Annotated in this window: 12 protein-coding genes; 9 read left to right on the top strand and 3 right to left on the bottom strand. The window is 63.3% G+C overall.

Annotation, left to right across the window (positions count from 1 at the left end; genetic code table 11):
* Nucleotides 1-25: 25 nt before the first annotated feature.
* Nucleotides 26-253 (bottom strand): DUF2798 domain-containing protein, encoded by a 228-nt coding sequence (locus ACEN2R_RS01520; RefSeq protein WP_442038504.1) that lies wholly within the window; start codon nt 251-253, stop codon nt 26-28.
* 69 nt (nt 254-322) lie between these two features.
* Nucleotides 323-910 carry a DUF1285 domain-containing protein gene (locus ACEN2R_RS01515; protein WP_442038503.1) on the bottom strand — a complete coding sequence of 196 codons (588 nt, stop codon included), beginning with the start codon at nt 908-910 and terminating at the stop codon, nt 323-325.
* 71 nt (nt 911-981) lie between these two features.
* Here ACEN2R_RS01515 and ACEN2R_RS01510 point away from each other — a divergent pair, with 71 nt between their 5' ends.
* The 4 genes from ACEN2R_RS01510 to ACEN2R_RS01495 are packed head-to-tail and all read left to right on the top strand — an operon-like array spanning nt 982 to nt 7,689.
* Complete coding sequence (locus tag ACEN2R_RS01510) at nt 982-1,989, top strand: AAA family ATPase (protein WP_442038501.1); 1,008 nt, start codon at nt 982-984, stop codon at nt 1,987-1,989.
* Nucleotides 1,986-2,858 carry a DUF58 domain-containing protein gene (locus ACEN2R_RS01505; protein ID WP_442038499.1) on the top strand — a complete coding sequence of 291 codons (873 nt, stop codon included), beginning with the start codon at nt 1,986-1,988 and terminating at the stop codon, nt 2,856-2,858. Before ACEN2R_RS01510 ends, ACEN2R_RS01505 begins: the two co-directional genes overlap by 4 nt.
* The gene (locus tag ACEN2R_RS01500; protein ID WP_442038497.1) at nt 2,858-5,620 is read left to right on the top strand and encodes a DUF4159 domain-containing protein; all 2,763 of its coding nucleotides are present in this window, start codon (nt 2,858-2,860) and stop codon (nt 5,618-5,620) included. The genes ACEN2R_RS01505 and ACEN2R_RS01500 overlap by 1 nt, the downstream gene beginning before the upstream one ends.
* Nucleotides 5,617-7,689 (top strand): hypothetical protein, encoded by a 2,073-nt coding sequence (locus ACEN2R_RS01495; protein ID WP_442038495.1) that lies wholly within the window; start codon nt 5,617-5,619, stop codon nt 7,687-7,689. The genes ACEN2R_RS01500 and ACEN2R_RS01495 overlap by 4 nt, the downstream gene beginning before the upstream one ends.
* A 9-nt stretch (nt 7,690-7,698) precedes the next feature.
* Here the strand turns inward: ACEN2R_RS01495 and ACEN2R_RS01490 are convergent, their stop codons facing one another.
* On the bottom strand, nt 7,699-8,397 hold the full coding sequence (locus tag ACEN2R_RS01490; RefSeq protein ID WP_442038493.1) for a DUF599 domain-containing protein: 699 nt from the start codon (nt 8,395-8,397) through the stop codon (nt 7,699-7,701).
* A gap of 89 nt (nt 8,398-8,486) precedes the next feature.
* On the opposite strand from ACEN2R_RS01490, the gene ACEN2R_RS01485 reads away from it, so the two are divergent.
* From ACEN2R_RS01485 to ACEN2R_RS01465, 5 genes are all read left to right on the top strand, one after another.
* Nucleotides 8,487-9,920, top strand: coding sequence for an FAD-linked oxidase C-terminal domain-containing protein (locus ACEN2R_RS01485; RefSeq protein ID WP_442038491.1), 1,434 nt, complete (start codon nt 8,487-8,489; stop codon nt 9,918-9,920).
* Nucleotides 9,921-10,002: 82 nt separating this feature from the next.
* On the top strand, nt 10,003-11,130 hold the full coding sequence (locus ACEN2R_RS01480) for an FAD-binding protein (RefSeq protein ID WP_442038489.1): 1,128 nt from the start codon (nt 10,003-10,005) through the stop codon (nt 11,128-11,130).
* A 13-nt stretch (nt 11,131-11,143) separates the two neighbouring features.
* A complete protein-coding gene (gene glcF, locus ACEN2R_RS01475) occupies nt 11,144-12,469 on the top strand; it encodes a glycolate oxidase subunit GlcF (protein ID WP_442038487.1) in 1,326 nt (441 codons plus the stop codon).
* 57 nt (nt 12,470-12,526) lie between these two features.
* The gene (locus ACEN2R_RS01470) at nt 12,527-13,339 is read left to right on the top strand and encodes a trypsin-like serine peptidase (protein ID WP_442038485.1); all 813 of its coding nucleotides are present in this window, start codon (nt 12,527-12,529) and stop codon (nt 13,337-13,339) included.
* Nucleotides 13,340-13,473: 134 nt separating this feature from the next.
* A complete protein-coding gene (locus tag ACEN2R_RS01465; RefSeq protein ID WP_442038483.1) occupies nt 13,474-13,947 on the top strand; it encodes an Hsp20 family protein in 474 nt (157 codons plus the stop codon).
* The last annotated feature ends 49 nt before the right edge of the window (nt 13,948-13,996 follow it).

Raw genomic sequence — 13,996 nt, 5'->3', positions numbered from 1 at the left:
CCAAAGCGCCACCGATTTGATCCGCCTAGTTTGCGCGCACCAGCCGCGCGACCACACGGCGCGTGACCGGGGCCACGACAAGAACGGTGGGAAAGGCGACCGCCCAGCTGACGATCCATGCGCCGACCCAAAGCGCGGGAAGGCCGTCGATCAGGCCCGTGGCGCGGATCGTGGCGATGCCCGAAACGATGAAAGACATCATGCCCGACAGGATAAGACCGAAAACAACGGGAGCGAAGCGCTGGGGGATCATTTGAAACCTCTGATTGGCAGTTTCGGGTGATATGACATCTGGATTTTGGAATGTCATCCCCTGCCGGGGCTATATCAGATCCGCCGAGGGGATGATGGGAAAGAACTGCCCGCTGGACCAGACCCCGAACCAGCTTGTGCTGTCGTGGGGTTCATGCACGCCGATATCCACCAGCCGGTAAAAGCTTTTGCGGTCGATCAACGCCTCCAGATTGGTGCGGATCAGGATATAGGGCGACGGCTCCTGGGTTGCGGGGTCGCGCACGATGCGGATCGGGTGGTCGGGGCCGGCGGCTGCGGTGTCATCCACATTGGTGGTGAAGGTCAGAACCTGTTCCCGGCCTTTGTCCGTCACGTCGAAATCGACAGCGACGAAGGGGGCATCATCGACGGTGATTCCCACTTTTTCCACCGGAGTGACCAGAAAATAGGCGTCGCCGTCCTTTCGCAGGATAGAAGAGAACAGTTTGACCAGCGGCATGCGGCCCATAGGCGTGCCAAGGTAGAACCATGTGCCATCCCGCGCGATCCGCATGTCGATGTCACCGCAGAACGGCGGATTCCACAGGTGCACGGGCGCAGGGCCCTTTTTGGTGGCCGCCTTTGCGCTGGCGGCAAGGCTTTCTGCCGAGGGTTTCACGATGTTTTGTCCTGTCATCTGTTTTGCCATTTGTGCCGGACGCAATAAGTCCCTTTAATAGACAGTATAACGCCAAAGGGAGATTTGTCATGGCCCACCCTGAAAACCTTGTCGCCGAAATAGAGGCGCTGGGCGAAAAGCTGGCGCAGGCCAAGGCTAGCATCACCAAACGCTTTATCGGGCAGGAAAAGGTTGTTGACCTGACCCTGTCCGCGCTCTTGTGTGGTGGCCACGGATTGCTGATCGGTCTGCCGGGGTTGGGCAAGACGCGACTGGTCGAAACGCTGTCGACGGTGATGGGGCTGCATGGCAACCGCATCCAGTTCACGCCCGATCTGATGCCCGCCGATATTCTGGGGTCAGAGGTGCTGGACACGGCCGCCGATGGCAGCCGCAAGTTCCGCTTTATCGAGGGGCCGGTGTTCTGCCAGCTGTTGATGGCCGACGAGATCAACCGCGCCAGCCCGCGCACGCAATCGGCGCTTTTGCAGGCGATGCAGGAAAAATCGGTGACAATTGCCGGGCAGCACCGTCCGCTGGGCGTGCCGTTCCATGTGCTTGCTACGCAGAACCCGCTGGAACAGGAAGGCACCTATCCGCTGCCAGAGGCGCAGCTGGACCGCTTTATCGTGCAGATCGACGTCGAGTACCCCGACCGCGCGACAGAGCGCGATATCCTGATGGCGACCACCGGTCTGACAGAGGAACAGGCGACGTCCGTCTTTACCGCGGACGATCTGCTGGCGGCGCAGGCCCTGTTGCGGCGGATGCCGGTGGGCGAGGCCGTGGTCGAGTTGATCCTTGATCTGGTCCGCGCCTGTCGCCCGCATGAAGACGGCGCGCCGCAGGTGGTGAATGACAGCGTCAGTTGGGGGCCGGGGCCGCGTGCGGCACAGGCGCTGATGATGACGGTGCGCGCGCGTGCGCTGCTGGACGGGCGGCTTGTGCCCTCGGTCGAGGACGTTCTGGCGATGGCGCGCCCTGTGTTGTCGCACCGCATGGCGCTGTCCTTTGCGGCCCGGGCGCGGGGCGAAAGCCTGCGGTCCGTAATCGGGCAGGTCGCAGCGCACGTCACCCGGATCGAGGCTGCTGCGTGACCTATCCCGCCGGTCTTCGTCACGATGCTGAAGGGCTGGCCAGTGCCCTGCCGCCGCTGCTGGCAGAGGCGCAGCATATGGCCACGACGGTTGTTCTGGGCGAACACGGGCGCCGCAGGGCCGGTATGGGCGACGAGTTCTGGCAATACCGCCCCGCGATGCAGGGCGACGAGGCGCGGATGATCGACTGGCGCCGGTCGGGCCGGTCGGACGTGCATTTCGTGCGCGAAAAGGAATGGCAGGCGTCGCAGACGGTTCTGCTGTGGGTCAATGGCGCGCAATCCATGCGGTTTTCCAGCGATACCTCCCTGCCGACCAAGGCGGCGCGGGCGCGGGTGCTGGCGATGGCGATTGCCGTGCTGCTGGTGCGCGGGGGCGAACGGGTCGGGCTTGCGTCGATTGCCATGCCCGCGCGGTCAGGCAAGGTCCAGTTGTTGCGTCTTGCGGCGGCCCTGTCCGAAGACGACGACGCGGATTTCGCCACACCCGAGCCGCGCGGAATGCTGCCGCAGTCGAGGGCGCTGTTCATATCGGATTTTCTGGGCGATATGGGGCCGATGTATACGGCGATGGGCAAGGCGGCCGACCGCGGGATCAAGGGGGCGATATTGCAGGTTCTTGACCCGCAGGAAGAGGCGTTTCCCTTTGACGGGCGCACTGTGTTCGAGAGCATGGGCAACACCGTACGGTTCGAGACGCTGAAGGCCGGACACCTGCGCGATCGCTATTTGCAACGACTGGCAGAGCGCAAGGCGGAGCTGGCCGATCTGGCGCGGGCGACCGGCTGGCAATACAGGTGCCACCACACGAATGACCCCGCACAATCGGCGCTTTTGTGGCTGTATGGCGCGTTGGGACGGGTGCGCTGATGTTCATTCTTGGCCCTGTCGGATTTCTGTTGCCCTGGCTTTTGGCGGGGCTGATCGCCCTGCCGATCCTGTGGATCTTGCTGCGCGCCGTGCCGCCTGCGCCGATCCGGCGGCGGTTTCCCGGTGTGGCGCTTTTGTTGGGGCTGAAGGACGACGAGACGCAGACCGACAAAACGCCGTGGTGGCTGTTGATGCTGCGGATACTGGCCGTTGCCGCCTTTATCATCGGGTTCGCGGGGCCGGTCCTGAACCCGCAGGTCGACCGGACAGGCAGCGGGCCTTTGCTGGTTCTGGTGGATGGAACATGGGCCGATGCCCGCGATTGGCAACGGCGGCAGGGCCGGATCGCGGCCTTGCTGGAGGATGCCGCGCGCGGCGGGCGGCCTGTGGCGATTGCCCTGTTGACCGACCTGCCTGCGGGGGCTTTGGCGTTTCAGGCGGCGAATGTCTGGGAAAGCCGTCTTACGGGGTTGACCCCCCGCCCGTGGGAGCCTGACGCGCAGGCTGTGCAACGCTGGATCGCGGCGCAAAGTGGCGCGCGGTTCGAGACGTTCTGGATGTCGGACGGGGTTGACCGCGACAGCCGCGCCGCCCTGCTGCAAGGGCTGGAGGCAAAGGGCACCGTGACGGTTTTTGAAAGCCCGCGTCCCGTTCTTGCCCTGCGCCCCGCCACATTCGATGCGGGCCTAGTGCGGATACCGGTGATCCGCGCGGTGGCGGGTGCCGCATCCGATGTGACGGTCGCCGCCATGGGATTGGATCCGGTGGGGATAGAGCGTGAACTGGCGCGGGCAGAGGCCGTTTTTGCGGCGGGCGCGGTGGATACATTGGTCGAGATGTCCTTGCCTGCCGAATTGCGTAACCGGATTTCGCGGTTCCAGATCGCCGGTGTCCGCTCTGCCGGGGCGGTCAGCCTGACGGATGACGCGCTGAAGCGGCGCGAGGTGGCGTTGATTGCAGGGCGCGATGACCGCGAAGGGCTGGAACTGTTATCGCCGCTGCACTATCTGCGGCAGGCGCTGGAACCGACCGCCGATCTGATCGACGGCACGATCGGGGACATTCTGCTGGCCAATCCCGATGCGATTGTGCTGGCCGATGTCGCGACGCTGACACAGGCGGAAACCGATGGTCTGGCGGATTGGGTGGATCAAGGCGGTTTGCTGCTGCGGTTTGCGGGCACGCGCATGGCCTCGCGGGATCCGGGGCAAAGCCTTGATGATCCGTTGCTGCCGGTGCGTCTGCGGTCCGGTGGCCGCACGGTGGGCGGCGCGATGAGCTGGGGAGAGCCGAAGTCGCTGCGGCCCTTCGATGTGGATTCGCCGTTCTTCGGGCTGGCAGTGCCAGATGACGTGCGGGTGACGGCGCAGGTCATGGCGCAGCCCGACCCGACGCTGGCCTCGCGCGTGATTGCGGCGCTGACCGACGGCACGCCCTTGGTCACGCGGGAACGGATCGGGCAGGGGCAGGTCGTGTTGTTCCATGTCACGGCAAATGCCGAATGGTCGACGCTGCCGCTGTCCGGCCTTTTTGTGCAGATGCTGGAGCGGTTGGCGATTTCGACCCGTCCGGCGGAACCCTTGGCAAAGGATCTGGCAGGCACCGTCTGGCAGGCGGACAAAGTGCTGGATGCCTTCGGGCAGGTCGGGGATGCGGGCGCACAGGCGGGCATCGCCGGAGAGCGGCTGGCGGACAGCCGCCCCGCCGCCGACATGCCCCCCGGTCTTTATGCGGGCGACGATCGCCGCATTGCGGTGAACGTGGTGGGGCGCACAACGGTGCTTGGCCCCGCAGTCTGGCCCGCGCGGATCGTGGTTGAAGGGCTGGGCGTGGCCACAGAGACCGCGCTGAAGGGTACATTTCTGGGGATCGCCTTGATGATGCTGATGGTAGATATTCTGGCGTCTTTGTGGCTGTCGGGACGGTTGCGCGGGGCGCGGGGCGGCATTGCGGCGCTGTTGGCGCTGGGGCTGTTGATGCCAGTGGATGCCAAGGCCCAGACGCCCGATGAATTCGCGATCGCGGCGACATCCGAGGTGGTTCTGGCGCATGTCGTCACCGGCAACGCCGAGGTGGACCGCATTGCGCAGGCCGGCCTGCGCGGCTTGTCCGACGTGATCTTTTCGCGCACCTCGATCGAGCCGGCGCACCCGATTGCGGTCAATCTGGAAGACGACGAACTGTCGTTCTTTCCGTTCCTGTATTGGCCGGTCACGCTGGATCAAACGACGCCATCGGCGGCGGCCTATGCCAGGCTGAACCGGTATCTGCGCACCGGGGGGATGATCCTGTTCGACACCCGCGATGCCGATGTCGCGCAGTTCGGCGGCAGCGGGCCGAACGGGCGAAAGTTGCAGGAACTGGCGCGACCTTTGGATATTCCGCCGCTTGAACCGCTTCCCGCAGACCATGTTCTGACCCGTGCGTTCTACCTGCTTCAGGATTTTCCGGGGCGCTATGACAGCGATGATGTCTGGGTCGAGGCTGCCCCTGCGGACGCGCAACAGGTTGAAGGGATGCCGTTTCGCAACCTCAATGACGGGGTGACGCCGGTGGTGATCGGCGGCAACGACTGGGCGGCGGCCTGGGCGGTCGATACGGCGGGCAACAGGATGTTCCCTGTCGGGCGCGGCTATGCCGGCGAGCGGCAAAGGGAGATCGCGTTCCGGTTCGGCGTGAACCTGATCATGCATGTGCTGACCGGCAACTATAAATCGGATCAGGTGCATGTGCCTGCCCTGCTGGACAGGTTGGGCCAATGACAGAACATGTGATCTTTGACCCTCTTGTGCCGGCGGCGCTGTTGGCTCTGGCGGCGCTGTTGGTGGTTGTGTTTCTGGGGGTTGCCCTGTGGCGCGGGCTGAATGGCTGGTGGCTGCGCGGGTTGGCGGCGGCGGTTCTGCTTGGCGCGTTGGCGAACCCGTCCTTGCAGACAGAGGACCGCGCGCCGCTTAGCGATATTGTGCTGTTGGTCGTCGATGAAAGCGCCAGTCAGGGCCTGTCCGACCGCACGGCCCAGAACACCGCCGCCATAGAGAACCTGACCCGCCAGATCGCGGCGCGGCGCGATACCGAATTGCGCATCGTCAGCTTGGGCGACGGCGACGGCGATCAGGGCACTTTGTTGATGACCGCGGTGTCGGGTGCGCTGGCCGAAGAGCCGCGCGCGCGCATCGCCGGGATCATCCTGCTCAGCGACGGGCAGTTGCACGATCTGGACCGCGCCCCTGATCTGCCCGCGCCGCTGCACCTTTTGTTGACGGGCCATGCGACCGATTGGGACCGCAGGCTAAGCATCACCAACGCGCCCGCCTTTGCGATTCTGGGCGAGGCGGTGACCTTGACCCTGCGGATCGACGATCAGGGGGCGGCGCCTGTGCGTCAGGATGCCCTGGCCGATCTGGAAATTTCGATCGACGGAGAGGCGGCGCAATCCTACCGCGTGCCGATCGGGCAGGATCTGGAACTGCCTGTGACCTTGCCCCATGGCGGCATGAACGTGATCCAGTTCAGCGTGCCCGCCGCCGAGGGAGAGCTGACCGACCGGAACAATGCCGCCGTCGTGCAGATCAATGGCGTGCGCGACCGTCTTCGCGTGCTTCTGGTGTCGGGCGAACCGCACCCTGGAGAGCGGACATGGCGCAACCTGCTGAAGTCCGACAGCAGCGTCGATCTTGTGCATTTCACCATCCTGCGCCCGCCCGAAAAGCAGGACGGTGTGCCGGTTTCGGAACTGTCGCTGATCGCCTTTCCCACCCGCGAACTGTTCATCGACAAGATCGACGAATTCGACCTGATCATTTTCGACCGCTACAAACGGCGCGGCATTCTGCCCACGCTCTATCTGGAAAACGTGCGGGACTATGTGACACGGGGCGGGGCCGTTCTGGTGGCTGCGGGGCCGGATTTTGCCTCGGCCGACAGCCTGTATCGCTCGCCTTTGGGGGATGTTCTGCCCGCTTCGCCGACCAGCCGCGTGATAGACCAGGGCTTTACCCCACTGGTGACCGATCTGGGGCAGCGGCATCCGGTGACCGCCGGATTGGAAGATTTCGCGCCCGAGGTCGAAGGCGGGACAGGCCCCGGATGGGGGCGGTGGTTCCGCCAGATCGACATGCAGGCAACCGCCGGTGCGACGGTCATGAGTGGGATCGACGACAAGCCGCTGCTGGTGCTGGACCGCGTCGGCGAAGGGCGCATCGCGCTGCTGGCCTCGGATCATGCATGGCTATGGAACCGCGGGTTCGAGGGCGGTGGCCCGCAGCTGGAGCTGTTGCGGCGTCTGGCGCACTGGATGATGAAAGAACCGGAGCTGGAGGAAGAGGCGCTTTGGGCTGAGGCGACGGGGCAGAGCATGACGATCATCCGCCGTTCGCTTGCCGAGGGGCCGCGCAGTGTCGACGTGACCCTGCCCGACGGCTCCACCGTGACAGTCCCACTGGAGGAAGTGTCGCCAGGGCGTTATCAGACCGTATTCCAGGGGCCGGACATCGGGCTGTACCGGCTAAAGCAGGACGACCTTGAGGCGGTGGTGGCGCTTGGCCCCGCAGCCCCGCGCGAGTTCGAGGAAACCATCGCCACGGGCGACAAGCTGGCGCAAACTGTCGGTGCGACACGCGGCGGCATCATGGCGCTGGAGGATGGCGTGCCTGACCTGCGGGAGGTGCGCGCGGGCCGTCCCGCAGCCGGGCGCGGCTGGATCGGGATCACCCCGCGCGACGCCTATGTGACCGCCGATGTCACCCTGACATCTTTGGTGCCCGCATGGTTGTTCCTGCTGCTGGCGGCGCTGCTGACTGTTGGTGCTTGGCTGCGAGAGGGGCGCCGGTAGTCGGGGCAGTCAGTCAGGCTGACCCATAAGGACGGCACGGGAATCGGATGAAAACTCGCGCCGCCACAGCACCAGAACCGTGCCGAGGGTCGAAAACACCAGCGGCACCGGCCCAAGAAGCCAGGCCAGCGTCCCAAGCGCGAAATAGAGCGACCGGAGGCCGCGATTGAAGCTGCGCGCGGCGGTGATGTTGATCTCTCCGGCTTGGGCGGCGCGGGGCAGGGCGACTGGATCGTCTGGCTCGTTCGGGACAGCAGCCATGATGACAGAGCAATAGCCGAACAGCCGATGCGACCAGACGAATTTCAAAAACGCATTGGCCACGAACAGCAAGATCACCAGCAGCTTTACCTCCCAGACGACAGAGGGTGCGTTTTCAAGCGACAGGTCCTGTGCAAGGCCCAGCAAACGCTCTGTATTTCCGACAAGCGCAAGCCCCGCGCCGATGGCGATCATGCACCCCGAGGCAAAGAACGTGGTTCCCTGCCGCAGATTTCCAAGGATCGTCGCGTCGAAAATGCGGGGTTGGCGGGTCACGAACTGGCGCATCCATTCGCGGCGATAATCGGCCATCAGCACCGAAACCGAAGGGCGTGCGGCGGATGCGTTTTCGATCAGCCATCCTGTTCCCAGATACGCAATCGCAAGAACTGCCAATGCGGCAAGGTCAAGCGGGCCAAAAAACTGAAGACGATCCATGAGTTCCATGGCAGAAGACTAGACATGTTTCAAATAACTTGCCAGACGGTTAAATTGGTTATATTAAATTACCAATTAGTCATTAAAAGGGTGTCGCGATGGAAATGCCAGTCCCAAACCAGATGGTTATCCAGAAAAAAGCCATGCTGGTCGCGCGTTTGCAATCCGTGTTGCCGCGCGATGCGGTGATCCATGACGAAACGGAAACCCGCGCCTATGAATGCGACGCCCTGACCGCCTATAAATGCCCGCCGCTTTGCGCGGTTCTGCCGTCGACGACGGAACAGGTCGCTGCGGTGCTGAAAATCTGTTTCGAAGAGGGCGTTCCAGTCGTGCCGCGCGGGTCGGGCACATCGCTTGCTGGCGGGGCATTGCCCACGGCGGACTGTGTCATTCTTGGCGTTGCACGGCTGAACGACGTTCTGGAAACCGACTACGACAACCGCTTTATCCGGGTCCAGACCGGGCGCACAAACCTGAGCGTGACCGGCGCCGTAGAGGAAAACGATTTCTTTTATGCCCCCGATCCGTCGTCGCAGCTTGCCTGTGCGATCGCGGGCAACATCGCGATGAATTCGGGCGGGGCGCATTGCCTGAAATATGGCGTGACCACGAACAACCTGATGGGCGTCACCATGGTGATGATGGATGGCACGATCGTCGAAATCGGCGGTGCGCATCTTGATTCGGGCGGGCTTGACCTGTTGGGGGTGATTTGCGGGTCCGAAGGGCAGCTGGGCGTCGTGACCGAGGCCACCCTGCGGATTTTGCGCAAGCCCGAAGGGGCGCGGCCGGTGCTGGTGGCCTTTGACAGCAACGAGGTTGCGGGGGCCTGCGTGTCCGACATCATCAAGGCGGGCGTTCTGCCCGTGGCGATCGAGTTCATGGACCGCCCCGTCATCGAGGCCACCGAGGCCTTTGCCCACGCGGGCTATCCGATCTGCGAGGCGCTGCTGATTATCGAGGTCGAAGGATCGCCCGCCGAGATCGACGAGCAATTGGGCGTCATCATGCAGATCGCGCGGGGCCATAACCCTGTCGAGCTGCGCGAGAGCAAATCCGAAGAGGAAAGCAAGGCCATCTGGCTGGGGCGCAAATCTGCATTCGGCGCCATGGGGCAGATCAACGATTACATGTGTCTTGACGGAACGATCCCGGTGTCCTCGTTGCCCTATGTCTTGAAGCGGATCGGTGAGTTGAGCAAGGAATACGGTCTGGGTGTCGGCAATGTGTTTCACGCGGGCGATGGCAACATGCACCCGCTGATCCTGTTCGATGCCAACAAGCCCGGCGATCTGGAGCTGTGCGAGGCGATGGGCGCGGATATTTTGCGGCTATGCGTCGAGGTGGGCGGATGCCTGACCGGCGAGCATGGCGTGGGGATCGAGAAGCGGGATCTGATGTATGACCAGTTCACAGCGGATGATCTGGAGGCGCAACTGCGGGTCAAGGACGTCTTTGATCCGTCATGGTTGCTGAACCCTGCAAAGGTATTTCCACTGAAATCGACGGCGACGCGGCGGGCGGCGTAAGGCAGGGGGCTGTCTGCCCCCTCTGCGCCCGTGGCGCATTCACCCCCGAGGATTTTCGGGGAACAAAGAAAAGGCAGGGCCAATGAGACCCAATGACGAGGCCCAGATGGCCGAGGCGGTCGCGACTGCGACAGGTGCGGTGCGGATCACCGGGGGAGGCACGCGCCCCGTTGGCAACCCTGTGACGGGTGCCGTTCTGGAAACCGGCGGTTTGAGCGGGATCAGCCTGTACGAGCCGGGGTCGCTGACGATTGTCGCGGGGGCCGGCACGCCTTTGGCCGAGATCGAGGCCGCATTGGCCGCCGACAACCAGCGCCTGCCATTCGAGCCGATGGATCATCGCGGATTGCTGGGCACGGGCGGCCATCCTACGATTGGTGGCGTTGTGGCTGCCAATGTATCGGGGCCGCGCCGGGTTCAGGCGGGCGCGTGCCGCGATTATCTGATCGGTGTGCGCTATGTCGACGGGCGCGGCACCATCGTCAAGAACGGTGGCCGCGTGATGAAAAACGTCACGGGCTATGATCTGGTGAAGCTGATGGCCGGAAGCTATGGCACGCTGGGGGTGCTGACCGAGGTGGCGTTCAAGGTGCTGCCGAATGTCGATTGCACGGGCGTGTTGCGGATCAACGGGTTGTCGGATGCCGAGGCGGTGCGCGCGCTGTCGATGGCCATCGGGTCGCCCTTCGAGGTGACGGGGGCCGCGCATTTGCCCGTGGGGCCGGACGGGCATCCGGTGACGATGATCCGCATCGAAGGGTTCGAGGCGTCTGTGGCGTATCGTAGCGAAAAGCTGCGGGCGCTGTTGCAGGGCTTTGGCGATGTCGAATGCGGTACCGACCCCGTGACGGGCGCGAAAGACTGGGCGCAGGTGCGCGATGTCGCGGCATTCCACGGCACGGATGGTGACGTCTGGCGGCTGTCGGTCAAGCCGGGCGACGGGCCGCAGATTGCCGCGCGGCTGGACGGGGCAAAGGTGGTTTACGACTGGGCCGGTGGTTTGATCTGGGCAGAGGTGCCACAGGGCACGGATGTGCGGGCCAGACTGGCCGGTTTCAACGGCCATGCGACGATCATCCGCGCCAGTGCCGAAACCAAAACCAGGCTGGGCACATTCCAGCCCGAACCGGCGGCCCTGGCCGCGATTACAGCAGGGCTGCGGGCGCAATTCGATCCGCGTGGCATTCTGAACCCCGGCCTGATGGCCTGACCCCGAGGACATCATGCAAACGACATTCAGCCCGGACCAACTGAAAGATCCCGCGATCCAGCGGTCGAACGAGATCCTGCGCAGCTGCGTTCACTGTGGATTCTGCACCGCGACCTGCCCCACCTATCAGGTGCTGGGCGACGAATTGGACAGCCCGCGCGGGCGCATTTACCTGATCAAGGATATGCTGGAAAATGGCCGCCCCGCAGACGAGAAAACCGTCAAACACATCGACCGCTGCCTGTCCTGTCTGGCCTGCATGACGACCTGCCCGTCGGGGGTGCACTATATGCATCTGGTGGATCACGCGCGCGAATATATCGAGCAGACCTACAAGCGGCCGTTGGGTGACCGCCTGTTGCGCTGGGTTCTGGCGCGTATCCTGCCCTATCCGTCGCGGTTCCGGCTGGCGCTTTTGGGGGCCAAGATCGGGCGGCCCTTTGCGTTCCTTATGCCTGACGCACGGTTGCGGGCGATGCTGGAAATGGCGCCGAAACAAATCCCGCCGGTCTCGCGCAATGACGATCCGCAGACCTTTGTGGCGGCCTCGCCGCGCAAGATGCGGGTTGCACTGATGACGGGCTGTGCCCAGCGTGCGTTGAACACCGATATCAACGACGCCACGATCCGCGTCTTGCAGCGGCTGGGCTGCGACGTGGTGATTGCAGAAGGTCAGGGCTGTTGCGGGGCGCTGACCCATCACATGGGCAAAACCAGCGAGAGCCACGCGACTGCGGCGCGGAATATCACCGCCTGGACCCGCGAGATGGCGCATGGCGGGCTGGACGCGATTGTCATCAACACCAGCGGCTGCGGCACCACGGTCAAGGACTACGGGCATATGTTCCGCAATGAACCCCTGGCGAAAGAGGCCGCTGCGGTTGCCGCCATCGCGATGGATATCTCCGAGGTTCTGATGAAGCTGGACGTCCCGGATGGCGCGCCAAAAGGGCTGCGCGTGGCCTATCACGCCGCCTGTTCGCTGCAGCATGGCCAGCAGATCAAGACATACCCCAAAACCCTGCTGAAAAAGGTCGGTTTCGAGGTGGTGGAACCTGCCGACAGTCATCTGTGCTGTGGTTCGGCGGGCACCTATAACCTGATGCAGCCCGAAATCTCAAAGCAGTTGAAGGCGCGCAAGGTCCAGACGCTGGAGGCCAAGAACCCCGACATCATTTCCGCCGGCAATATCGGGTGTATGATGCAGATCGGATCGGCCACCGAAATCCCGATTGTGCATACGGTCGAACTGATCGACTGGGCGACGGGCGGGCCGAAACCACCGGCCTTGACCGAAGGGTATGCTGCCCGCGGGAATACTGTGCCCATATTGCGATAATTTCTGCCCCACTTTTGCCGGACCTGCGATATAAGGCATAGAAAAACAGGCGGGCAGATGCGTTTACTTCTTATCCTTTCGGTGGCTTTGGCCGGACTTTCCAGCGCGGTTCCGGCCGAAAGCAGGCTTAGGTCGCTTGTGACGGGCGATGACAGCAAAGGATGGGAGGCCGTGGGCCGCCTGAATATCGGCGGTGCCGGGTTTTGCACCGGTGCGCTGATTGCGCCCGATCTGGTGCTGACCGCCGCACATTGCCTTTACAACAAGGAAACGCGCGACCCGATCGACCCCACGACGGTCGAGTTTCTGGCAGATCTGCGCAATGGTCGCGCCTCGTCCTACCGGGATGTGAAGCGCGCGGTGATCCATCCGGCCTATGTCTATGACACCGCCCTTGATGTCGAACGGGTTCGCAATGACGTCGCGCTTTTGCAGCTGACCCACCCGATCCGCAACCAAAGCATCACGCCCTATAAAATCCACGCGCAGCCCAACCGGGGCGACGAGGTGGGCGTTGTATCCTATGCCAAAGATCGCGCCGAGGCGCCGTCATTGCAAGAGGTCTGCCATGTGTTGGACGCGCAAAGTGGAACGCTTATCCTGTCCTGCGATGTTGATTTCGGGTCTTCCGGCGCGCCTGTCTTCATGTTCGAAAACGGCGAGGCGCAGATCGTCTCTGTCGTGTCGGCCAAGGCACGGATGGACAGTGCGAATGTGGCCATTGGAACCTCGGTCGAGGGGCCGCTAAAGCTGTTGATCGCCGAAATGGAAGCGACCGAAAGCCCGGTAAAGCGGATCGAGCCGGTTGTGCGCCGTCTGACGATAGAGGGCCGCGCCAGCCCGAACGGCGCAAAATTCCTGCGCCCCTGAATACCTCTTGAAACGCTGAAAATCCCTCCCCACATCTAATGGGTCGGGGTGCCGTAAACGGGCCGCGACGTCTTTGTTGCCCGTCCGCCAACGGAGGGTGACGCTTGTCTGGTATCGCTCAATGGAGGATTCCCATGCGAAATTTCGACCTTACCCCCCTGTATCGTGCGACTGTCGGATTTGATCAGATCGCCGATCTTATGGACCGTGTTCTGACCAATGATGTCAGCCAGAACACCTATCCGCCCTATAATATCGAAAAGACAGCCGATGATGCGTATCGCATTTCTCTGGCCGTCGCGGGGTTCTCGGACGATGATCTGTCGATCGAAGTGCGCGAGAGTTCACTGATCGTTTCGGGGGCTAAAGCCAGGGACGACACACCGCGCGCCTATCTGCATCGCGGCATCGCCACGCGGGCGTTCGAGCGTCGGTTCCAGTTGGCCGACCACGTGCGCGTGACCGGGGCGACCCATGCGGACGGGATGCTGAATATTGATCTGGTGCGCGAAGTGCCCGAGGCGCTGAAACCCCGCCGGATCGAGATTGCCCGCGCCGACGACATTCAGGTCAAAGCGGTCGAATCCAAGGTCGACGCCCAAGCCTGATCCGCACCGGATGAAGGGCGCGCATCTGTAACGGGTGCGCGCCCTTTTT

Source organism: Pseudogemmobacter sp. W21_MBD1_M6 (genome assembly GCF_052119585.1).
In the GTDB taxonomy this organism is placed as follows: Bacteria; Pseudomonadota; Alphaproteobacteria; order Rhodobacterales; family Rhodobacteraceae; genus JBGQOJ01.
This window is presented reverse-complemented; position numbering and strand designations above follow the sequence as displayed.